Source organism: Scytonema sp. PCC 10023, from assembly GCF_963920835.1.
Lineage (GTDB): Bacteria > Cyanobacteriota > Cyanobacteriia > Cyanobacteriales > Nostocaceae > Kalymmatonema.
Genome location: NZ_CAWUDP010000094.1, coordinates 1 through 22,953, shown reverse-complemented (window position 1 = coordinate 22,953; position 22,953 = coordinate 1). Strand labels below are relative to the sequence as shown.

General features: G+C 42.6%; 21 protein-coding genes and 1 pseudogene. 16 read left to right on the top strand and 6 right to left on the bottom strand.

Annotated features, from left to right (window positions below; all coding sequences use genetic code 11):
- Nucleotides 1–154: 154 nt before the first annotated feature.
- Nucleotides 155–1,852: a CHASE3 domain-containing protein gene (locus ACM0OZ_RS37730; protein ID WP_414587964.1), complete on the bottom strand. Its 1,698-nt coding sequence runs from the start codon at nt 1,850–1,852 to the stop codon at nt 155–157.
- A gap of 396 nt (nt 1,853–2,248) precedes the next feature.
- Between ACM0OZ_RS37730 and ACM0OZ_RS37725 the strand changes: the two genes are divergently transcribed.
- The 3 genes from ACM0OZ_RS37725 to ACM0OZ_RS37715 all read left to right on the top strand — a co-directional run bounded on the left by ACM0OZ_RS37725 (nt 2,249) and on the right by ACM0OZ_RS37715 (nt 4,738).
- Nucleotides 2,249–2,872: a DUF1003 domain-containing protein gene (locus tag ACM0OZ_RS37725; RefSeq protein WP_414587963.1), complete on the top strand. Its 624-nt coding sequence runs from the start codon at nt 2,249–2,251 to the stop codon at nt 2,870–2,872.
- A 47-nt stretch (nt 2,873–2,919) separates the two neighbouring features.
- Nucleotides 2,920–3,636, top strand: a complete 717-nt coding sequence (locus ACM0OZ_RS37720; RefSeq protein ID WP_414587962.1) for a cadmium resistance transporter — start codon at nt 2,920–2,922, stop codon at nt 3,634–3,636.
- A 463-nt stretch (nt 3,637–4,099) separates the two neighbouring features.
- Entirely contained in the window at nt 4,100–4,738 is a 639-nt protein-coding gene (locus ACM0OZ_RS37715) for a hypothetical protein (protein ID WP_073633457.1), read from the top strand.
- 327 nt (nt 4,739–5,065) lie between these two features.
- Here the strand turns inward: ACM0OZ_RS37715 and ACM0OZ_RS37710 are convergent, their stop codons facing one another.
- The gene (locus ACM0OZ_RS37710; protein ID WP_414587961.1) at nt 5,066–5,245 is read right to left on the bottom strand and encodes a hypothetical protein; all 180 of its coding nucleotides are present in this window, start codon (nt 5,243–5,245) and stop codon (nt 5,066–5,068) included.
- A gap of 311 nt (nt 5,246–5,556) precedes the next feature.
- The gene (locus ACM0OZ_RS37705; protein ID WP_414587960.1) at nt 5,557–6,669 is read right to left on the bottom strand and encodes a sulfate ABC transporter substrate-binding protein; all 1,113 of its coding nucleotides are present in this window, start codon (nt 6,667–6,669) and stop codon (nt 5,557–5,559) included.
- A gap of 362 nt (nt 6,670–7,031) precedes the next feature.
- Here ACM0OZ_RS37705 and ACM0OZ_RS37700 point away from each other — a divergent pair, with 362 nt between their 5' ends.
- The 5 genes from ACM0OZ_RS37700 (at nt 7,032) to ACM0OZ_RS37680 (ending at nt 11,664) form a co-directional block, all read left to right on the top strand.
- Nucleotides 7,032–7,457 (top strand): L-histidine N(alpha)-methyltransferase, encoded by a 426-nt coding sequence (locus ACM0OZ_RS37700; protein ID WP_414587959.1) that lies wholly within the window; start codon nt 7,032–7,034, stop codon nt 7,455–7,457.
- Between the two features lie 219 nt (nt 7,458–7,676).
- Entirely contained in the window at nt 7,677–7,862 is a 186-nt protein-coding gene (locus ACM0OZ_RS37695) for a hypothetical protein (RefSeq protein WP_414587958.1), read from the top strand.
- Nucleotides 7,863–8,188: 326 nt separating this feature from the next.
- Entirely contained in the window at nt 8,189–8,995 is an 807-nt protein-coding gene (locus tag ACM0OZ_RS37690) for a class I SAM-dependent methyltransferase (protein ID WP_414587957.1), read from the top strand.
- A 332-nt stretch (nt 8,996–9,327) separates the two neighbouring features.
- Entirely contained in the window at nt 9,328–10,218 is an 891-nt protein-coding gene (locus tag ACM0OZ_RS37685) for a 4-hydroxybenzoate solanesyltransferase (RefSeq protein ID WP_414587956.1), read from the top strand.
- A gap of 93 nt (nt 10,219–10,311) precedes the next feature.
- The gene (locus ACM0OZ_RS37680) at nt 10,312–11,664 is read left to right on the top strand and encodes a cytochrome P450 (RefSeq protein ID WP_414587955.1); all 1,353 of its coding nucleotides are present in this window, start codon (nt 10,312–10,314) and stop codon (nt 11,662–11,664) included.
- Here the strand turns inward: ACM0OZ_RS37680 and ACM0OZ_RS37675 are convergent.
- Nucleotides 11,608–11,775, bottom strand: coding sequence for a DUF1392 family protein (locus ACM0OZ_RS37675; protein ID WP_414587954.1), 168 nt, complete (start codon nt 11,773–11,775; stop codon nt 11,608–11,610). The two genes, ACM0OZ_RS37680 and ACM0OZ_RS37675, sit on opposite strands and share 57 nt — an antisense overlap.
- A 1,157-nt stretch (nt 11,776–12,932) precedes the next feature.
- Between ACM0OZ_RS37675 and ACM0OZ_RS37670 the strand changes: the two genes are divergently transcribed.
- From ACM0OZ_RS37670 to ACM0OZ_RS37645, 6 genes are all read left to right on the top strand, one after another.
- Nucleotides 12,933–13,706, top strand: a complete 774-nt coding sequence (locus ACM0OZ_RS37670) for a class II glutamine amidotransferase (protein ID WP_414587953.1) — start codon at nt 12,933–12,935, stop codon at nt 13,704–13,706.
- A gap of 184 nt (nt 13,707–13,890) precedes the next feature.
- Nucleotides 13,891–15,036 carry a sulfate ABC transporter substrate-binding protein gene (locus ACM0OZ_RS37665; RefSeq protein WP_414587980.1) on the top strand — a complete coding sequence of 382 codons (1,146 nt, stop codon included), beginning with the start codon at nt 13,891–13,893 and terminating at the stop codon, nt 15,034–15,036.
- A gap of 292 nt (nt 15,037–15,328) precedes the next feature.
- Nucleotides 15,329–16,213: a sulfate ABC transporter permease subunit CysT gene (gene cysT / locus ACM0OZ_RS37660; RefSeq protein ID WP_414587952.1), complete on the top strand. Its 885-nt coding sequence runs from the start codon at nt 15,329–15,331 to the stop codon at nt 16,211–16,213.
- A complete protein-coding gene (gene cysW, locus ACM0OZ_RS37655; RefSeq protein WP_414587951.1) occupies nt 16,200–17,090 on the top strand; it encodes a sulfate ABC transporter permease subunit CysW in 891 nt (296 codons plus the stop codon). The genes cysT and cysW overlap by 14 nt, the downstream gene beginning before the upstream one ends.
- A gap of 27 nt (nt 17,091–17,117) precedes the next feature.
- Entirely contained in the window at nt 17,118–17,384 is a 267-nt protein-coding gene (locus ACM0OZ_RS37650; protein ID WP_414587979.1) for an NIL domain-containing protein, read from the top strand.
- A gap of 282 nt (nt 17,385–17,666) precedes the next feature.
- Nucleotides 17,667–17,957, top strand: a complete 291-nt coding sequence (locus tag ACM0OZ_RS37645; RefSeq protein ID WP_414587950.1) for an NIL domain-containing protein — start codon at nt 17,667–17,669, stop codon at nt 17,955–17,957.
- Between the two features lie 11 nt (nt 17,958–17,968).
- Here ACM0OZ_RS37645 and ACM0OZ_RS37640 read toward each other — a convergent pair whose 3' ends face one another.
- Nucleotides 17,969–18,556, bottom strand: coding sequence for a Crp/Fnr family transcriptional regulator (locus tag ACM0OZ_RS37640; protein WP_414587949.1), 588 nt, complete (start codon nt 18,554–18,556; stop codon nt 17,969–17,971).
- A 75-nt stretch (nt 18,557–18,631) separates the two neighbouring features.
- Between ACM0OZ_RS37640 and ACM0OZ_RS37635 the strand changes: the two genes are divergently transcribed.
- Nucleotides 18,632–19,651 carry a sulfate/molybdate ABC transporter ATP-binding protein gene (locus tag ACM0OZ_RS37635; protein WP_414587948.1) on the top strand — a complete coding sequence of 340 codons (1,020 nt, stop codon included), beginning with the start codon at nt 18,632–18,634 and terminating at the stop codon, nt 19,649–19,651.
- A gap of 873 nt (nt 19,652–20,524) precedes the next feature.
- The gene (gene nifV, locus ACM0OZ_RS37630; RefSeq protein WP_414587947.1) at nt 20,525–21,658 is read left to right on the top strand and encodes a homocitrate synthase; all 1,134 of its coding nucleotides are present in this window, start codon (nt 20,525–20,527) and stop codon (nt 21,656–21,658) included.
- 341 nt (nt 21,659–21,999) lie between these two features.
- Here nifV and ACM0OZ_RS37625 read toward each other — a convergent pair.
- A pseudogene (locus ACM0OZ_RS37625) lies at nt 22,000–22,953 on the bottom strand (hypothetical protein); the annotation flags it as partial.

Genomic DNA, 22,953 nt, shown 5'->3' with positions numbered 1-22,953 from the left:
ACCCAACACCGTTAACAAGACGGTTTGAAGATAAACCGGACTGGGGAAGCATCCGGTAGTTCGTACCAGAATTAGGCTCAACTGGGCTAGTCAAACACGTAAGCCTTGTCGCTTACAAGCTCCGTCCCTTTTAGGGCGGAGTTATTGACCTAGCCTATTGTAGCGGGAAACACACATGAATCTTAGTCCCACACTGATGCACGGATTCAATGTTGAATTGACCACCTACCAGCAAAGCACGCTCTTCCATTCCCAGCAAACCTAAACTCCCACCATGAGTAGCTCGTTCCCGCGCCGCCTCCACATTAAACCCAATACCATCATCATAAATGACTAGGTGCAGTTGGGCTTCCTGCTGCCATAATTCAACGGTGACTCGTTGTGCTTGCGCGTGTCGCACCACGTTGGTCAATGCTTCTTGGACAATACGAAAGCATGTGGTTTCTAGGTTCGGCAAAAGTTTTCTCTCTAGAGGAGAAGCAACAAATTCTCCGATAATTCCTCCACGTTGACTCTGACGATCTACATACCACCGTAGCGCTGCCACCAGTCCTAGATCATCAAGTAATGAGGGTCGCAAATCGAGCGAGAGGCTGCGTACCTGCTGCAGAGCAACTTCAACAATACTTGTGCTGTCTTGTAGCAGTAATGCAATCTCGCTTTTACTTGACAAATGCTGTACGCCTTGCAAATTGATTTTAACTGCCGTCAAAGCCTGACCAATTTCATCGTGTAATTCACGGGCAATATAACGCCGCTCAGCCTCCTGCGCCTCTATCAACTTTTGCGAAAGAATTTGCAATCGTTCCTGCGTCTTTTGCTGTATTTTCTCTGCTCGTTTGCGCTCGGTGATATCGCGACCAATTGCCAAATGTAATAATTTTCCATCTTGCTGATTACGTAATGGGACAGAATGAGTTTCTATCCATCGGTGGTTGCCTCTGCATCCAATCATCTCGAACTCAAGAGTGCCCTTGTTCCCTTGGCAAACACTTTCATGGAAAGCCTGAAACGCCTTTATGTACTTACTCGCCATGAAGGAGTATATCGACTTGCCAATTATGGAATCAGCGCTTTCTACTTCAATCATGACCAGCCCAGCAGGATTGATCTCAAGTATGGAGCCGTCAGCTTCAATTAACTTTACACACTCTGGTTCGGCGTTGATGATGGTACGCAAATGATTCTCGCTTTGCTGTAGTGCCTCTTGTGCTCGTTGGTGTTGTGTAATGTTACGGCTGATAAAGTAGTACAGCAAAATCAGGAGCGTCAAATTCAAGAAGGTTGCTAAGAAGAATGTAGCAGTCATCTTTTGGAAGCTTGCTTTCGACTCCTCGCTACGCTGCTGCAATAATTCCTTCTCTGCTTTCTCCATCTGGGTAATTAGCCGTCGGATATCATCCATGAGCTTCTTTCCCCTTCCAGACAGAACTACCTGCTGCGCGCGTTCAATTCCCTTCTCCTGCCTTAGGGCAATTGTCTTTTGGAGCTCGTTAAGTTTATCGGCTACCTTACGCTCAAGAAAAAGAATCCGACGTTGCTGGCTTGAGTTATCTGCAGTTAATTGTCTGATATTCTTAATATTTCCATGAATTTGAGAGAGTGCAGCGAAATATGGTTCCAGATAATGTTTGTCTCCTGTGAGCACGTAGCCACGTTGCCCTGTCTCGGCATCCTTGAGCGTCGAGAGTGTATTTTCAAGTTCAGTAAGAACTTGATGAGTGTGTGCTACCCAAGACTCATTCTCAATCACCTTGAGCGTGTTTTGATACGAAATTACAGCATTAACAACTACAACTGTTAACACCATCCCAAATCCTGCTGTAAGCTGTTTTCTGATAGCTCTTTTCATACTGTATCTCTTTGCTTAGAAAAGGTTACTACAGCCCGGTGTAAAGCAAGAGTTCGTGCCACTGGCTAACAAGCTGTTAAATGCTGTACTTCAAATATAAACTTATAACATATCAACACCATATTTAACGCTCGATTTATACAAAAGCTCCTACTATTTAGTAAATCGCAAAGTTTTTTCCAAAGGGCGATCGCGCTCTTGAAACTACAACCACCAAAGTCCTTCATCACTTCTATTTATTGTTTTAAGAATAAATAACATTTGCTTCTGTCTGTAAGGTTACCTAAAGTGAAAATTAGATCAGGAGTTGATGGCTTGTACAACACGACAACAAACAAGTCAACAACTCAATTTCAGTAGGTATCGAATTAAACAACAGTTAACAGGAGATGCAACATGAAAACTCAAAAAACCCCTACCACTAACACCACAAAAACTATTGTAGAACTACCTCAGACAGAGCAACCACAAGCCTCATCTGAATCAACTTTTGGTCAGCGTCTTGCTGACGCTATGGCAGCCAAAGTCGGTTCTTGGAGCTTCCTCACAGTCCAGACAGGTATCCTAGGAGCATGGGTTACTTTGAACATGATGCCTGGAGTACCGCATTGGGACGAACAGCCATTCATCTTGCTTAACCTCGTCTTCTCCTTTGCCTCTGCTTACACTGCGCCAGTCGTGCTGATGAGCCAAAACCGTCAGTCCGAGGAAGACCGCAAAAATGCGGAAATTGATCATGCAATAAACCGCAAAGCAGCATACGGTATTGAACTTTTGCACGACAAAATAGATGCTCTGCAAGAACAACATCGTTTGGAGTTATCGCAACTGCGGGAACAGCAACAGCAACGTCCTAAAGAAGTGAGAGTGAATGTAGGTTCAGCCTCAAAAGAGCAAGTCCAGAGCAAAGCGTTCGATAGTACGACTGCAATCGAAGTTCAAAAGAACAATATTATCTATCTCAAACCAGTTATGGATACCCATAATGTAGTCGTTAAAGTGGTTCGCAAACCAGAATAAGTGCAACACCTAACATTTTCAAAGGCAAATCTCTTTAGGAACACCAAATGAGTACATTACTAACTGCCATCCCCGCAGGTGTTGCCGCCTTTGTAGCTACCAACATTGATGATATTGTCATCCTAACCCTGCTATTTGCCCAAGTGAATACCTCGCTTCGTAGTCGCCACATTGTAGCAGGGCAGTATCTCGGCTTTACAGTGTTAGTTGCTATTAGTCTACTAGGATTTTTCGGGAACTTCATGCTGCCAAGTGTTTGGATGGATGTTTCTGGCTTCATACCCATTGCCATTGGTTTGAATCGTCTGGTAAATCTAGAAGAGGATAATTCAGATGAACAGCCAGCAATGCGGTCTTCTGTTTCCTTTCCTATCCGTAGTTTGTTGTCTCCTCAAACGTATAGCGTGGCAGCCATTACCTTTGCTAACGGTGGTGACAATATTGGAATCTATATGCCGTTGTTTGCCAACACTCAATTAACAAGTCTGCTAGTGATTCTGAGTGTATTTTTTGTGCTAGTTGGAGTCTGGTGCTACATAGCCCATCTATTAACTCACCAAAAGGCGATCGCCCAAAGCGCAGTGGCAAAGCCAATCGTCCTGATTATTGATCGCTACGGCAACTCGCTAGTCTCATTCCTCTTGATTGGTTTAGGTGTGTATATTGCCTTGGACAGCTTGGCGCTAGCAGTATTGTCAGTTGCAGTTGTGTTTCTTGGTTGGATGAGTTTTAGCAGATTGCGCGAACACGTTCCCTCAGCTTAGTCAATAATTGAGATATATAGATTGTCCACTGTAGAGCATGAAACAAAATTCCAAAATTTAGTCAGTCATCCTCTTTAAGGAAGAATTGCTAACTTGAAAATCAATAAAATTTATGAATTGGCGATCGCTTGACTTAGCTCAACAGCAATCCTAATTTATTCAGAACAAAATTTATCATACTGTTACCCCTTTCTTTCTTAGCGCTGTTTGTATCTAGCCTGCAGCATCAGATTGAGCGTAGGTGGTTCATTTTAGATAGGATTCGTATATGCAGTTAGAGTTTTCAGATTCATACACAAAAACTACTCTTATTATTTTGATAAAAAAGAATATTTGATTGAATGGAAAGTAGTTAGATATAGTAAAGTATACCTCTTGGCTTATTAAAAAACTTTTCCACCGAATTAACATAATCCTGTAATGGAAAAGATTCAATCTCATAAAACAGAAAAGGAGAACAATCATGAGAATCTTTAAGGCAATTTTGGTGTTTCTTTTCCTACTAGTCAACCTAGTCATTGCTCAACCTTCCTTTGCAGACCCCATCGCGGAAAAGAGCCCTGAGTATGCTCAAATCACTCAACAACTCAGCCAACTCTCACAGTCAAGGAGTAACCCGTCAGCAGTTGGATACAACACCGCAGAGGAACTTCAGCAGAAAATTTCTGATTTGCAGTTCCAGAAATATGTCATGGAAACCACAGAAGACTGGGGCGTGTGTCGCAATGAAACTGGCAGAACACTAGCTGTTTACGCTCACAAACCCAGCAAATACAGTTCTGTCAACACCCTCTTTTACCTCGGAAATGGTAAAAAGACAGATGATGAATGGGACTGTGATGGTATTTACCTGCCAAGTGGTGTGAACGTAGCTGGTATCAGCGTTCCATCTGGAGAAAATCAAGACCAAGAAGGACAGCCTCTATTTGTCAAGATAGTAGATGGAACTCAGTTAGTAGCTAGAACCAATCCATTAACTGGCGAAATTGAATTGAATGCTCCTCCTGCTGGTGTTTTCCTCGCAGGTGAGTTGAACCCAGCACTGCCGAATTTGTCCCAAGCCCAGATTGACGCACAAGTTCCCAACGCACCGATTGATTAGTTCAGTTTCACGCGATGTAGGGGCGCAAGGCACTGCATCCCAATAGGGGTAGGGTGTGGAGATGAAAGAAGTCTCCCACCTTACATCCTTTTTTTAGCTTGAACGGCTAGAAGCCTCACGTCTCACCCGCAAGGGGAGCGTGGGGACGCCAGTAAAGCTGCGGAGGGTTTCCCTCCTATGTCCTATGCCTGCGGCACGCCAAGGGCGTTAGCGTAAGCTCCTCCGGAGGAGGCACGGACACGCTACGCGTTAGCGAAGCTCCTCCGCAGGAGGCACAGGGCTGGCTCATGAATAGCTGGACAATCAGGGTGCGTCCCCCGACAAATATCAACCATCGGTTGATGAGGAAGTGGGGATAGCGCCCTGATTGTCATTCTCCGTGTTGGGCAACCGATCAACCCAGTCTTCAACAATTTGAGTAACCGTCTTATCTTTAATTGCTGCATATTGGCGTAATTTATTTAATCTACGAGAAGACATCCTTAAACTTAATCTTGAATTTTTCATAATGGGTAACTATTGTGTACCCATTATGGTAACGTAGAAAAGTACAGGTTAATCAATAAGCTAATCGCTTCCTGTGCGTTGTACCTTGATAACTCAGAGTATGGGGTTCTACCCAGTAACTAGACTTCTTGTAAGTGCATCTGTGGGTAGGTAAAACTCTGACAGTACAAAGGATTGAACATTTTGTATTGTTCAAATCTGCGGAGGGGCGTCCCGTGGATTTAAAACAAAGCTCAGAAGACAGTCCGACGGGATACCGGGAGTCGCTCTTGAGCCCACACCGTAATCTTTGATTACGGTGTGGGAGTACGTCAGCGTCTTCCTCCCTGAATCTGGTCAAAAACAGCCCCATCTGCAAAGAACTTCTTCTGAACTGCGTCCCAGCCACCAAAGTTTGTAACTGTGTAGAGTTTGCCAATCTTGGGGTACTGCTTCTGTGTTTCGCTAGCTACTGTAGAATCAACAGGGCGAAACCCGACTTTGGCGAATTCCCGCTGTGCCTCTGGTGTGTATAGGAATTTCACAAAAGCTTCCGCTACTTGCCGAGTACCGCGTTTATCCACCACTTTATCCACCACAGCAACCGGGGCGTCAATCGAAATGTTGACTTGCGGAATCACTGCGGGATTGTTAGATTCACCTTTCTGTTTAGCTAGGATCTCCTCATTCTCATAGTTCAACAACACGTCCCCCTGATTTCGCTTGTAGAAAGTATCACTAGCTTCCCGCGCATCCTTTGGCAGCACAGGGACATTTTTGTAAACCTTAGAGACATAATCGAGGGCTTTTGTCTCATTCCCTCCTGATTGACTCACTGCACCCCACAGCCCCAAAAAGTTCCAACGGGCACCTCCAGAAGTCTTGGGATTGGCAGTGATGACGGTGACTCCTGGTTTAACCAAGTCCTCCCAGCTTTTAATTTGTTTAGGATTGCCTGCACGAGTCACCAGCGCAACCACTGACTTAGTGACGATCGCATTGTTAGGAGCCTCTTTTTCCCAGCCGGGACCGATTAACCCTGCCTTTTGGATTTGGTTTATATCCAGTCCTAGGGCTAGCGCTACCACATCTGCTTCTAAACCATCAATGACTGCTCGTGCTTGGGAACCAGAACCGCCGTAACTTTCCCGAATACTGACGTCCTGCTTACGCTCTTGCTTCCATTTTTTTACAAACAGAGGAATGATTCTTGAGTAAGCCTCTTTGGTCACAGCGTAGGAAACCAGAGTTAATTCAACTGGTTTTTGGTTCTGAGTGATGAGTTCAGGTTTGCTGCTAGAAGCCCGGTTTTGCAAGCTAATTCCTGCATAGACGGGGGCGATTGCACTGACGCTCAAACCAGCAGCAATGAACAGGGCGCGGGTGCGCTTTGAAGACTTTTGCGACGGTTTCAACAAAGATTTCAAAGCGTTAAACAGATGCATGATTTCGGACTCCTCACAATTAAAATACGGTTTTTTGGTAGGCAAATGAAACTATATTGATTTAATACAATTCCATATACCGATTCAAAAATCAAGTGTCTGTGCTACTCAATACTCTGGAAATGAACAAGTTAAGACTAGGTGTGGGTAAGCCAGCAGTGGGGGCGGATTTCCCGACTTGAGGAGGCAGTGCGTTGCGGTGAGAAAGCGCGCTGCGCGTCTACGTTAATAGGTAATCTTAAGGCGTGACAGGAGTAGTTTTAGGACAGGGGCATGGGAAAATACTTTTTTGGCAAGCATTGTGGTCAATCCATTTGTTTTCTAACCGTTAAATACCTAAGAAAACCGTTATAACAAGAACGATGGCTAAAAATTTTAATAGCAATTCACAACTTCCCTCTGAGATCCCAACTCCTATCGATCGCATAGCAAAGCCAAGTTCTGAGTTCTACTCTATTTTTTCTGAAGAAGAAGTTTTAGGGATAATTCATGCATTAGAAGTCAGACGAGAAATACCTCTAAAGTATTCTTACAAAGGTAGAGGCGCAAAAATTTGGGATAATTTTTATCGAAAATATATTATTCCTAGATGGTATCGGACATCAAATGTTGAAATAGACCTTTTAAAGAAGAATTTTGAATACATTAATGGCAATCATCAAAGTGGCGATAAAGTCAATATTATAGATGTAGGCTCAGGAAATTCATATTCCGTCAAAGAATTTATAGGTAGACTTAGTAAATTGGGTAGAATTAATAAATATATTGCGTTAGATATTAGCGAATAATTACTTAATTTATCTAAAAATAATTTCAGGACGTGGTTTCCACTAATTGAGTTTATAAGTGACACAATTGACATAGAAAATAGTTGTTTTCCAAAAAAGTTGTTAAAAAATCAGGCTAACCTTGAAACTGACGACACAGCAAAAATATTTTTACACTTAGGTGTGACAATGGGCAATCATTAAAATAGAAGTAAAGTACTCAAAAACTTTAGAGACAGCATGGGGAAGAATGATCTTCTGGTGTTTACTAACGAAATTGGTTCTAACTCTAAATGGGATGGAAGAGTCAGAGGTGGCTGCAAGTATCATGCGGAACAAGTCTATGGATGGATTAAAAACAAGATTGGGATTAGGTCGCAAGATTTCTTTGATTATCATTCTTTTACAAAATATTTCTACATTTAGACGTATTGACAAAATATCCCTGTTTTTAACTTGTTACCAATGATTCGGGACTTTGTAACCAAAAGTAAATTCAGTTGACAATTGTTAGATATTCATCATATTCTTGTAAGTTATTTAACGGTTATCAAAATAATTTTTGCTTACAAAGTCAAATCCGTTGACTAGCTGACACTGAAAGGTCGTTATCAATACAACTCGTAATTGTAAGCCTTGTAATTTGTGATTAAACTTCCTAATTACGAATTATAAGGCTTATAAACACTCTAATTATACGTATATATCTATGGATAATTACTTAGATCAAGCAGTTCTAGGATTAAGAAAAAATGATACATGATGACCGTTATACACTAGCCACTGGAGAACTAGGCGCAAATCGATTGCAAATTCTTCACCAAGTCCATAAGCCATATACAGAGTTTTTACTTAGGCGAGTTGGACTCACTGAAGGAATGCATATAGCTGACATTGGTTGCGGTATTGGAAGTGTTTCCACTTGGTTAGGGGAGCAAGTTGGATTCAACGGTTCAGTTATTGGTGTAGATGTGAGTACAGAGCAGGTAGAACAGGCACGACGAAATGCAGACGCGCTTGGCTTAAGCAATGTAAAATTTGTCTTGGGCAGTGCTTACAATACGGGATTACCTCATAACTCCTTTGACATAGTTTACTGCCGCTTTTTGCTAACCCATCTAACTCACCCTGAAGATGCACTGGAACAAATGCTGGCACTACTCAAGCCGAACGGGTTGTTAGTGTGTGAGGAAGCCGATTTTAGCACTGGTTTTTGTCAACCTCCTAACTCTAGCTACGACCGTTGTATTGAGCTTTTCCTTAAACTGGGTAATGCTCGTAACCAGCACTTTTGCATGGGAAGCAAGCTCTACCAAATATTTCAAAATACTGGTTTGCTTACGCAAGAAATTTTTTTGGTGCAGCCTGTCGCACTTTACAAAGAAACTAAGCGTTTTATAGATTTGTCACTCTTAGAGGCAACTGATGCTTTAATTGAAACTGGAATAACAACACCAGAAGAAATTAAGCAAACTATAGAGCAAATAAGAGCGTTGGCAGAGGACGAGATAACACTCTTTGGTATCCCTCGTGTGACACAAATCTGGGCGCGAAAATAAGTATGCCGTTTTTTGATGCTTTACAGAGCTATTGGATTGTCAAGAGAAAATCAGTTCTCTAGTGAACAAGTGAAAGCGGATCATAGTGGATTAACCTTTGGAATCCGAAAGAGAAACTGTTTACCATTCTCAGACAGGATAATTAATACTAATTCGTAATTCGTAATTAAGAAATTCAGGTTTCATCTGGGTTTTCAAGTTTTCATCTGTTGCCAGATTTTAGAGAATTGGTATGATTCCGTCAAATAGAATTAGCTCGATTCCGGTTCATGTGTACGCGCCATCATGATGAACTTGGCATTAGTAATTAAAAATTCAGTGGGAGGAAACTTATGCTTACTCAATCAAAATCTCAAGCAAGAGAGCCTTTTTGGCATAAAATTGTCCGACTTCTAAGATGGGAAAAGCCCGCTGGACGGTTAATTCTCATAATTCCAGCCCTTTGGGGTATTGTTTTACCAGCAAAGGGAATGCCGCCAATATCACTTGTCAACCTCATCATTTTTTTTGCTTTAGCTACCAGTGCCACAACTTGCGTGATCAACGACTTGTGTGATCGAGATATTGATGCACAAGTGGAAAGAACACGTGAGCGCCCCTTAGCTTCTGGTGCTCTTTCAGTTTCTGTTGGGATCACGGTTGCCCTCATCTCTCTAGGCTTCAATGCAATGCTTGCTCTTGCTCTTAAACCACTCTCTTTCTGGTTATGGGTTGCAACACTTCCGGTAATTATTTTATACCCATTGTCTAAACGGATATTTCCACTTCCTCAGCTATTGCTGGCAATAATTTGGGGTCTTGTCGTTTTGACTAGCTCGACTGCGGTGAATGAGCAAATAGAGTTTACTACTTGGTTGCTGTGTGGCTCAACTGCGCTCTGGGCTGTGGGATTCGACACCATTTACGCCATGTCTGACCGCGAGGATGACCGACGGATTGGCGTTAAATCCAGTGCTCTGTTTTTTGGTAAGTATGCTCCTGTTGCTGTTGTGATTTGCTATGCAGGTGCTGCCTTACTCTTGGGTTGGTTAGGCTTCTATATGCAATTGCAACTGAGTTTCTGGATTAGCTTGCTAATTGCAACTATTGCATGGATTTGGCAGTTTATACGACTGCTTGACTCACAACTTCCAAATATTGCCTACAATCAAATGTTCGCTCAAAATGTCTGGATTAGCTGTGTGTTACTTTTTGGGATGATTTTTGGGTTTTTAAAGTTATAAATTGAGGAACTTAATAAGGACGTGCTCCAGAAGGAACGCTTACTCGATGAAATACATATTTTTTTGTTTGATAAATATTAAGTAGCTAGAAGTATGACAATTAAACAAATTGAAACACTTAAAACTCCTAAAATTATCCAACAAATCGAATCTATCATCAAACCATTAGAGTTTTTAGAGCGTTCTGCCAAAAACTATGGAGAGCTTTTTTTTACTAGTTTCTTTGCCAACTTAGAAACTTTAGTTGTTAGTCATCCCCAGGATCTTCAAGAGTTATTTAATCCGACAAATAAATTTCTTGATGCTCCAGGTACAGCTAATGAAATCTTCAAACCTCTACTGGGAGAAAACTCATTAATTGTACAAAATGGAGAACACCATCAAAAACTGCGAAAGCTAATCATGCCTCCCTTTCATGGGGAACAGATGCTCAATCATGGGCAACAGATTTGTGATATTACCCGACAAGCTATACGATGCCTAAAACTAGGTGAAACCTTTATTGCTCGTCATCTAAGTGAAGATATTACTATGACGGTTATCTTAAAAGTAGTGTTTGGTATTAATGACGGATTAAGATTTGAAAAACTAAAAAATTTAATAACAACTTGGCTAGATTTGACTAGTTCACCACTTCACGCCAGCGTTTTATTACTTCCATATTTACAGAAAGATTTAGGTGCTTGGAGTCCTTGGGGAATATTTCTCCGTTTACGACAACAGATTGATGAAGAGCTGATGGCGGAAATATTGGAGCGTCGCCAACAAGTACAACCCTTGCGTTTCGATATTCTGAGTTTGCTAATAGAAGCAGAAGATGAAAATGGGGAGGCTATGAGTGATGTCGAAGTAAGAGATAACCTCTTAACTTTACTCAATGCTGGTCACGAAACTATTGCTACTGCCATCGCTTGGGCTTTGTATTGGATTCATCAACAACCAGAAGTCTACGAGAAAGTGTTGTATGAGTTACAAAGTTTAAATACTTCCGACCCGATCAAAATTGCTCAACTTCCTTATCTGACAGCAATTTGTCAAGAAACTTTGCGGATTTATCCTGTAATTCTTTTCACTTTTCCTAGAATTACTATACGCTCTGTTAATTTAAGAGGATATCACGTTACTTCTGGGACATATGTGCTACCTTGTATTTACCTAACTCATCGCCGAGAAGATTTATATCCCCAACCAGAAAAATTTCAACCGGAAAGATTTATTAATCGTAAATATTCATCTTATGAATTTTGGCCTTTTGGAGGAGGTTCTCGTCAATGTCTAGGTCAAGTATTTGCTCTATTTGAAATGAAATTAATTCTGGCGACGATTCTTTTAAATTATCAATTGAAATTAGAGGAAAAAAAGCCTGTTACTCCAGCACGTCGAGGTTTTTTATTGGCTCCTCAAGGTGGAGTAAAAATGAGTCTTGTCGCCAATACTGGTTGTTAGACCCCCACAGCAGTAGCCGAATGTTTTGGAAGCTCCGATGTAAACTCTCTCCAACAAATTGACTTCAAGTGGTGGGATGTGATAACCCCAAGGCGGAGTGTGATTGCACATCGTCTCGGAATTGAAAGCAGTTATCGGATGAAGAATCAATGCCGCATTAAAACAACTATTAAAAATCCTATAATTAGGTTTTTATTTGTAGGTTTGGCATTTTTAATTATTAATATTTCGATTTATCTATTATGGCATTATCTTGGTACTTTAAGAAGAAGTAGTAAACAAGCTTTCTCTTATCTATTTACTCTCAAACAAATGCTGGAATTTTTACGTCAAACTATAGACCGTAACTATGGAGTGAGTAGTCAATGAAGTGTGTTTGACGTAGGACTAGCTGGGGTTGATTCTGAGGGCTGATTCATAAGTTTCCTTTATGACTCATCAAAAACGATCAACTTTTTTGAATTCTCAAAAAAGTGTATCATAGGCTACTATTTTTAGCTGAGCGCCAAACTTTTCGGTCTACTGACTTTACTTGGGGTGTACCGCTGGTTAGTACTATCGTTGATTGCCTACATCCTGGCACATTGGGCTCACTTATCATCTTCCGATCCTGATTTGCCCGACTGGGGAGACGCGGCTCAAACTGCACTTGAATTTATCTTCCCACAAATACTTGTGTCTCTACTTTTACTTGATATCGAACGTTTGGCTCCTTTTGCACGCAGTCACGGTTTTGACATTCATATTTCCAGGTGCAAGATATAAGCTAGATAACTACCTTGCACAGCTTACAGCTATTTGCTATTTTCAGTTAATTGAACCACAGATTTTCGTAGGGGCAAAGGCTAGAACAACCCCTACTCCGTGGTTTATTTACTTGAAAAGCGCTGTCATATCGCTGCTTGTCGATAGAGTCAGTAAATACAGTGAGAAAATGTTGGGGGAATCAAAAGATAAGGATGTCCTTCATAATCTCCTTAGCACTAGAGATATTCTTGTTTATAAACTTCCATTCATCACTAGCAAATTAAATAATTAAATAATAAAAAGTTCTCTATTAACTGTAGTCTTAGCTTCCCATCCTTTAGTCTTTCAATGACTACAGTATCTTCATAAGCCTTACGTTGTCGCTCTTTTGGGGTATAAATCGTCGTACTATAACCGTACTAAAAGCTGATTGATAAGTTGAAAATGACAGCTATTGGATAACTGTAACTCATGCCAAAAGTATAACTTAATCAAGTATTGCACTTTTTAGGTAAAAAGCTATGTGCCAACTGCTGGGAATGAATTGCAATGTGCCCACTGATATTTGCTTTTCTTTTGAGGGCTTTTCGGCGCGAGGAGGAAAAACTGACGACCATAGCGATGGTTGGGGTATTGCTTTCTTTGAAAGGAAAGGATGTCGAATTTTGTTAGATGATAAGCCCTCCGTCTTTTCTCCCGTAGCTGAGTTGGTGCGACATTATCCCATCCACTCTACTCATGTGATTGCCCATATCCGCAAAGCAACTCAGGGTGAAGTGATTTTAGAAAACTGCCATCCCTTCCGTCGTGAGTTGTGGGGAAGGTACTGGGTTTTTGCGCACAACGGAGATTTGCCAGATTTTCATCCTCAGGATCTGAACTTTTATCAACCTGTGGGTAAGACAGATAGTGAAAAAGCTTTTTGTCTGATACTGGATCATCTCAGAAAATGCTTCCCTCACAGTAAACCTCCTTTGAAAGACCTTTACTCAGTCCTCAGGGATGTCACTCAATTTTTAGCCGAAAAGGGTATTTTTAACTACTTGCTTTCGGATGGTGAACATTTTTTTGCTCACTGCTCAACAAAACTCAGCTACATTGTACGTCAAGCGCCTTTTGCGGCTGCCCATTTAATTGACGAAGACGTAACTGTTGATTTTAGTGAATTGACGACTCCGAGCGATCGCGTTGCTGTCATCGCCACCACTCCCCTGACTGACAACGAGGTTTGGACGCAAATCCTACCCGGAGAACTGCTCGTGTTTCAAGACGGCTTGCCCCAAAAGTTTGAATAATTCGTTCTTACAATTGAAGTATTATAATAATCTTCACTTTTCCCATCAAGAAAGTGAAGATTTTCTCTTGCTTTTTTAGCTGCTTATAAGTACTATCTTTTACAATAAACTATAAATTCCGGTGAGTTCACAGATATACCGTAAGATTACTGGGGTATGGCTTAAGATGTCAGGGGAAAATAACATGGGTTTTTGGCACCATCTTTTGAAACAGTCACGGCAAACATTCTTAAAAATCACTCATAAATTTAGGCTTAATTCTATAAAAGGCTTTCTATCACTCTTTTTGGTAGGAGTTAGCTTGAGTGTAGCGATCGCTGCTTGTAGTAACGGTGCGAGTAATTCTTCGAGTAGCACTGATGCAGGTGGTTCCAACGCAAGTCCTGTGTCTGCCAATAAGCAGGATGTGAAAGTCACTCTTGTTTCGTTTGCTGTCACTAAAGCAGCTCACGATGCTATTATTCCAAAATTTGTCGAACAATGGAAGAAAGAACATAACCAGAATGTCTCCTTTGAGCAAAGCTACGGAGGGTCTGGTTCTCAAACTCGTGCTGTGATTGATGGTTTGGAAGCAGATATTGTTCATTTAGCACTTGCCTTAGATACCCAAAAAATTGAGAAGGCTGGATTAATTTCGCCAGGATGGGAGAAGGAATTTCCCAACAATGGCATTGTCTCTAAATCTGTTGCCGCATTAGTCACTCGCCCAGGCAATCCAAAAGGCATCAAAACTTGGGCAGATTTGGCAAAAGATGATGTAAAACTGATTACCGCTGACCCCAAAACTTCTGGTATTGCTCGCTGGAATTTCTTAACGCTTTGGAATTCAGTGATCAAAACTGGTGGAACAGAGGAAAAAGCGCTGGAGTTTGTGACAAAAGTTTACAAAAATGTCCCTATCTTGACAAAAGATGCTCGTGAAGCAACTGATATTTTTGCTAAACGGAGTCAAGGAGATGCTTTGATCAACTATGAAAACGAAATTATTCTGGCGCAACAAAAGGGAGAGAAAGCAGATTACGTCATTCCTGATGTGAACATCTCCATCGACAATCCAATTGCAATTGTAGACAAGAACGTCGATAAACACGGTGTCCGTGAAGTCGCGGAAGCTTTTGTTAAGTACCTGTATACACCGGAAGCACAACAGGAGTTTGCCAAAGTCGGATTTCGACCTGTAGAGGAAACAGCACAGACGAAACAACTCGCAGACAAATATCCCAAAGTTAAAAACTTGGGGACAGTTGGTGACTACGGCGGATGGGATGCTGTCCAAAAGAAATTTTTTGCAGATGGTGCAGTTTTTGACCAAATTCAAGCAAAAAAATAAATCTTAAGAAGAACGCAGAACACAGAACACAGTAATCAGAATATCCCCACAAGGAGAATCCGGGGGAAATAAGTGCGGAAAAAGTTTGTTAATCTCCAAAGGATATTGACGGGGGCTTCAGACCAATACGGCTGAACAGAACTCTTAATTCATACCCAAAAAGCGTGTTTAATATTCTGACGAATGATTCTGTACCTATCGTTCTTTCTTGGTCATAAGTTGTTAATCATTGGTCATTAGTCATTAGCAACTGCTCCCCATCTCCCCAACTTTCCTCACTTCCTTACCACTTATGGCTATATCTTCACCTCCATCACCTCAGCAAAAACTTATTCGTCAAAAACCTCAGGGTTGGAAAAAGTACCTGCGTGATTTGTCTAATATTCCTTGGACATGGCGGATTACGTTCGCATACCTGACCGTGATGTTGTTCATCCCAATACTTGCTATGTTGCTGAAGGCAACTAGTGAACCTCCTGCTCGGTTTTGGGAAATTGCGACTAATCCACTCGCATTAGCAACATACGAAGTGACTTTTGTTACAGCGATAGCAGCCGCCCTGATTAATGGTTTATTTGGAACTCTGATTGCTTGGGTTCTCGTCCGCTATCAATTTCCCTTCAAACGGGTGCTTGATGCCACCGTGGACCTCCCATTTTCCTTACCAACTGCAGTGGCAGGGCTAACCTTAGCAACAGTCTACAGCGATAATGGTTGGATTGGCTCAGTAGTGGCACCGTTTGGGATTAAGGTATCTTTTACCCGCTTGGGTGTAGGGGTAGCAATGATATTCATCTCGTTACCTTTTGTGGTGCGGACGGTGCAACCAGTCCTTATGGAAATGGAAAAGGAAATAGAAGAAGCAGCTTGGAGCTTAGGTGCGTCTGAATGGCAAACCTTCACCAAAGTGATTTTGCCACCCTTATTACCTTCTATTTTGACTGGTGTTGCCTTAGGTTTTGCACGTGCCGTTGGGGAGTATGGTTCGACTGTAATTATCGCTTCCAATACTCCTTTCAAAGATTTGATCGCACCTGTACTCATTTTCCAAAGATTGGAACAGTATGACTATTCCGGTGCCACTGTCATTGGCATGGTGCTACTGATAATTTCTCTGTTGATATTGCTGGGAATCAATATGTTACAAGCTTGGGGAAGAAGATATGACGTCAAATAATGATGGTTTCCCACAACCACACTTTCATACAGCGACATCACAGCCAAGCAATCAAAGGCAAATTAAGCCTAAGAGTTTGGCTCCTGCTATTCTCATTGGAATAGCAGTGTTGTATTTAACTTTAGTGCTGTACCTTCCTGCGCTCAATGTCTTTGTTCAAGCTTTTCACAAAGGCATTGGTGTGTTTTTGTCGAATCTGACGCGCCCAGAATTTACCCATGCAGCGTGGTTAACACTGATACTAGCTATTATTACTGTACCAATAAATACGGTGTTTGGTTTATGTGCAGCAATGGCGATCGCCCGCAATAGCTTCCCAGGTCGCACTCTTCTTCTAAGTATTATTGACCTGCCGTTTTCAATCTCGCCTGTGGTTGCGGGGTTGATGATTGTGCTCCTCTACGGGCGAAATGGGTGGTTTGGTCCTTGGTTACAGGCACTCGATATTAAGGTCATCTTTGCTTTTCCAGGTATGGTGCTGGCTACGGCATTTGTGAGTTTGCCGTTTGTCGCCCGCGAAGTGATCCCCATTCTTGAGGAGTTAGGGAGCGACCAAGAAGAAGCAGCCAGAACACTAGGTGCGAAAGATTGGCAGATATTTTGGCGCGTAACTCTACCGAATATTCGTTGGGGGCTACTCTACGGGGTGATTTTGACCAATGCCAGATCCATGGGTGAATTTGGTGCGATCGCAGTCGTCTCTGGAAACATTGCCCGGAAAACTCAAAGTTTACCATTATACGTGGAAGACGCTTACAAACAGTACGAAACTGAAGCAGCCTTCTCAGTTGCTGTTCTGTTAACGCTGCTAGCAGTTGTGACTTTGGTAGTCAAAGAGTTTTTGGAACGCAAAGCAGGCATCAAAGCGAAACATTAAAAGATGGCTAGTAAAGCAGTATCAGCTATGATTTCAGACAATCAACTCACCCACAAACGAATTCGGTTGAGAATTCCAAAAGACTATCATCAGGAACCTGTGATTTCTCGCCTGGTGTCAAACTACGGTCTCACTGTGAATATCACTGCTGCTATATTGGGAGCCAATGGTATTGGAGATGGTTGGTTTGACCTGGATTTACAGGGAACTTCTGCACAAATTGAGAGTGCGCTGACTTACATCAATGACTTAGATTTGGAAATTTGGCATGACATCGATACAGCGAGTTGGTGAAATTTAAGAAGAACACAGAACACAGAAAGCAGCTTGGATATTCTCATAAATAAATGCGCTCTTATTTGATAAGAACGCCTTGTTTTATCGCACTACGTGTCTGGTATAACAAATCTTTTTCTTCTTTATTCCATAAGTGAATAATGGTGTTAGTATCCTTATATCATTCTGACTACTGAGTTCTGAGTTCTGAGTTCTTAGGTCAAGCATGAAGTATGAAGTTTTTATCTATAATGAATTTTTCCTCCTTCTTTCATTCTTCATTCTTTATTCTTAATTTCTATGGTTGCACCAGCTTTTAAAAGCAGCAATACCACAAAAATGCGCCTACGCCTACATATTCCCCCGCGTTACCAGCAGGAACCTGTGATTTCTCGGCTGATTGCCATTCACGGTTTAGTCGTTAATATTACGGGGGCAATGCTGGGAAAACATACCAATGGAGAAGGACGCTTTGATTTGGAAATTCGTGGAACTGTGCCACAAATTAGGCACGCTTTGGCTTACCTGGAATCTTTAAATCTAAAAATTGTAGGTAAGCCAAACGCTGATGGAGATAGCTGGTATTGCTGATACGTCTGAAACTAAATTTCATAATGCCAAAGTTCTTCTTGTTTCAAGACAATCCGATGCAGGGGGAGACGACAAATCAACCCCTGTTCCTCTAATTGAGTGAGGATACGAGTGATTGTCACGCGAGTTGAATTGAGCATATCAGCAATGTCTTGATGAGTGAGGCGCAAATCAATCAGATGTCCAGTTTCTACTTCTCGACCAAATTTTTTGCCTAACCAAGCCAAAAGTTTAATGAGCATGATTTCCACCGTTTTATAGCTACGAATAACCATCAGTTCTTCCGCCTGTTGAATGTGGGCAAGCATAACATCTGTTAATGGAAACCACCCTTCTAAAGGCAAGATTGTCGCCTCTACTTTAGTAAGAGACTCAATCTGATATGGTTCTACCTTAGAAAATGCTTGACCAACAATATCTCCGGATCCCCAAACTCCTAAAGTGACAAGTGTACCGTCTTCATGCCAAGTGACAATCCGCACGACTCCTGTTTCAATTTTCCACAGACTATTTTCCTTAAGCGGCAAGAATGAGCGCGGCTTAAAGATATGTTTAGTGTTTTGACCAGATGGATGAGGAAAACGAGATGAAATAGTCATTGTTGTCCAAAATACCACTTTTTCGACAGACTAACCGTAGTTTATAACTATATCAATTTTCGGGAGGATATTACTATGGGCATTGTAGTTGAGAATATAACTAAAGAGTACGGTTCTTTCCGTGCTGTTGACAATGTGAGTTTAGAAGTGAAAACAGGGTCTCTTGTGGCGCTGTTAGGACCTTCTGGCTCAGGAAAATCAACTTTGTTACGGATGATTGCGGGGTTAGAAACTCCTGATTCCGGTGAAATCTGGCTGATTGGTGAAAATGCGACTTATAAGTCTGTGCAAGACCGCCACATAGGCTTTGTGTTTCAGCATTACGCTTTATTTAAACACCTAACGGTGCGGCAAAACATCGCCTTTCCATTGGAAATCCGCAAGGTTCCCAAAAGTAAGATTCAGGCGCGAGTCGAGGAACTTTTGGAGTTAGTGCAGTTGCGGGGGTTCGGCGATCGCTATCCTTCCCAACTCTCTGGAGGTCAACGCCAACGCGTGGCGCTGGCAAGATCATTGGCGGTTCAGCCGAGCATATTGCTGTTGGATGAACCGTTTGGAGCGTTAGATGCTAAAGTCCGTAAAGAATTAAGGGCGGGGTTACGAAAACTGCATGAAGAGGTTCATGTAACAACTGTACTTGTCACCCACGACCAAGAAGAAGCAATGGAAGTTGCAGACCAAATTGTGGTGATGAATCATGGTCGGGTGGAGCAAATTGGTAGCTCTGCTGAGATTTATGACCACCCAGCATCACCTTTTGTGATGAGCTTTATTGGTCCTGTGAATGTTCTTCCTAGTAATACTGGTATTCTGCCAGACAGCGATTTAACCGTTCGCACCAACGAGCAGGTATTTTTGCGCCCTCATGACGTTGTGATTCACACCAGTCCTGCTGAGGATACTGCGCCTGCCAAAGTCTATCGCATTATTAACTTAGGTTGGGAAATTCGGGTTGAGTTGGTTCTTAAGTCTGGTGAAACAGTGACTGCTTTCCTCAGCCGGGAGCAGTTTAGTAAGCTCAACATTAGAGAAGAGCAGCGTGTTTATATTAAATCCAAGCAGGCAAAGGTATTTCCTACTTATGCGATGACTTGAGCTAAAGCAGTGTGATCTACGCCACCTGATTGCTAAGCAGTACAGCTGGAGGCTTCCCAAAGGCTATTTGACACTCCTCGACCTAAAGGTACGAGGATTCTTGCTTCATCCCTCCTCTCTAGGCATCTGAATGCAAGCATTCAGATGCCCCCGTTTGGATACGTCCACAAGCGTACACGGACTGTCCGACCGCGTTTGAAAGGATTTATTCAATTCTTTTTATTTCTCATTCCCACACTATGTCGCACGAGCGCTGAGCATTGTGGATGGTGAAGCAGCGCGGTCTTGGGGGTTTCCCCCATGAGCGACTGCTGAACCCGAAGGGCGAGCTACCAACGTTGGCTATCTAGGCGTATTACCGCATTGCCATTTATTATTGTACCGTACTTGAGATAATTCGCGCTCCAAAGCCGTCAAACGAAGGACGGGGCTTTAAACCCATCTTTTTGGTAAAAAAAAATGTGCAAAAACTTCAACGCCGAGCCAGATGGCTCGGCGTTGGAATTAAGATACAATTGAGGGAAAATGTCGCAGTTAAAGCTAATTGTGGGATCGTCCTCGCGCCAGAGGCGCACGCTACGCGTTAGAGCTAGCTCCTCCTCCGGAAACACGCTCAAATTCACGCCGCATTTAAAAAAATTTTGAATAGAGCTATATAAAGATTTGTAACAACGCCTGAAATCCCTGCTCTAAAATAATGACAGCCTTAACGAGTGAACTTTATTTGTACCGAGCAGACTTGAAAAAACCTATCCCCCATCCCCTAAGCGCAAGCAAGGAGGGGAATTAATAAGTTTTCATGGGTAATGGTGTAAGCAGTTCATGATGCACGAGGTTTGATATACATCACCTTTCGTTAGAGGCATTTTGGCAATGAGTGAGGTTCTCATTAATGACACGACACTGCGCGATGGTGAACAAGCAGCTGGTATTGCTTTTAACTTAGAGGAGAAAGTGGCGATCGCGGCTATTCTCGACAGCATCGGCGTTCACGAGTTAGAAGTCGGTATTCCGGCGATGGGTGAGGAAGAACAACGAGCGATATCGCTCATTTCCGGCTTGGGTTTGCAAGCGCAACTGCTTGGGTGGAACCGCGCTGTCATATCAGATATTCAGGCTTCTATTGCTTGTGGTTTGAAGCGAGTGCATATTTCCATTCCTGTCTCCCAAATCCAAATTACCGCAAAATTTCAGGGTGAATGGCAGGTGATTTTGCAAAAACTTAAAGATAGTATTAGCTTCGCCGTTGATCAAGGTTTGTTTGTATCTGTCGGCGGAGAAGATTCCACAAGAGCTGAAGAAAACTTCCTCCAAGATGTAGCACATTCTGCTCAAGAATGGGGTGCATCGCGGTTTCGTTTTTGTGACACCGTAGGCATTCTTGACCCTTTCACGACTCACGCAAAAGTTCAGCAATTGGTGATGGGATTGTCGATTCCTGTGGAAATGCACACCCACAATGATTTTGGTTTAGCAACTGCCAATGCCCTTGCTGGTATCAAAGCGGGAGCGTTATCAGTAAATACAACGGTAAACGGGTTAGGCGAACGAGCCGGAAATGCAGCATTAGAAGAAGTTGTCATGGCTCTCAAATGCATTCATGGCATTGATTTGGGTATTGACACTTCTGGTTTGTTGGAAGTCTCCCGACTTGTCGCAGCGGCATCAGGTGCCAATGTACCGCCTTGGAAGGCAATTGTTGGTGAAAATACCTTCGCTCATGAATCCGGAATTCATGCCCACGGTGTGCTGCAAAATCCCAGTACTTACGAGCCATTTGCTCCCGAAGAGGTAGGGTGGGAACGGCGTTTGGTTGTGGGTAAACATTCTGGTCGGGCATTGCTATCGAGCATACTACAGCAATACGGTATCATTCTTAACAAAGAACAAACCCAGTCTGTGTTGGAGGCGGTACGCAAAGAGTCGGTAGAGAAAAAACGTAGCCTCACGACACAAGAACTTTTGCAGTTAGCACAAGCACAGGGACATTTGCAGACACATCTTTGAATGGCTTGGTCGGTTAGCGGTACTTGTTATATCAAGTCCGGTTAAATACTTATCATTACCCGAATAACCCCACCCCGGTAAAGCTGCGCTTCACCTCCCCTCCCCGCTTGCGCTGAGTAAGCGCGCTGCAGGCAGGTTTCCCACGCCTAGGCGGCTGGCGTTGGCGCAGCCTCTCCGGAGGAGATACCCGGAGGGGGAGGGCTGACCCGTCAGCAAGCGCATTTTAATGAACAGGCAGGTCAAGTCAGATCCAACCGCTTACGAGAACATTTCAGTTCAAAAGAGCTTTGATAATATAAGCAATTTTACTCAATTCATGTTGAAATCAAAGCACAAAGCCTTTATTGCCACCATCGTGCCACATTTTGAATAGCACAACTTACTTCTGCTATTGCCTCCTGACCTCCCAATGCCAAAATAACCGGAACTAGTGCTTTTATATCTTGCAAAAGGTTAGGACGCGTGTGAAAAGATAGCTTGTGAAGTGTATTGTGCCAGTGGGTATAAAGCTCAGTTATTGGTATTCTTGTTAGAGGGGAAGCTAAATCGGTTAGGGTTCTTGCGCGAGCTGACTCAGACTTAATAGCCAATGCAGCTTCTAGCGCTTGTGGCAAAACCTCTGGTAATTTGTCGGCTAAAGCTATTAGGGCTCTTGCGCGATGAAACTCAAATTTAATAGCTAATGCGGCTTCTAGCGCTTGTGGCAAAACCTCTGGTAATTTGTCGGCTAAAGCGCTTAGGGCTCTTGCGCGATGAAACTCAGACTTAGTAGCCGATGCAACTTTTAGCGCTTCTGGCAACAACTCTGGTGGTAGTTTATTGGCTAAAGCTATTAGGGCATCAGCGCGATTTGACTCATCCTCAATAGCCAATGCAGCTTCTAGCGCTTGTGGCAACAACTCTGGTGGTAGTTTATTGGCTAAAGCGGTTAGGGCATCAGCGCGATTTGACTCATTCTCAATAGCCAATGCAGCTTCTAGCGCTTTTGGCAACAAGTCTGGTAGTTTACTGACTAAAGCAGTTAGGGCTCTTGTTCGCTCAGATTCAGACTTAATAGCCAATGCAGCTTCTAGCGCTTGTGGCAACAATTCTGGTGGTAGTTTGTCAGCTAAAGCGGTTAGGGCTCTTGTTCGCTCAGATTCAGACTTAATAGCCAATGCAGCTTCTAGCGCTTGTGGCAACAATTCTGGTGGTAGTTTGTCGGCTAAAGCACTTAGGGCTCTTGTTCGCTCAGATTCAGACTTAATAGCCAATGCAGCTTCTAGCGCTTGTGGCAACAATTCTGGTGGTAGTTT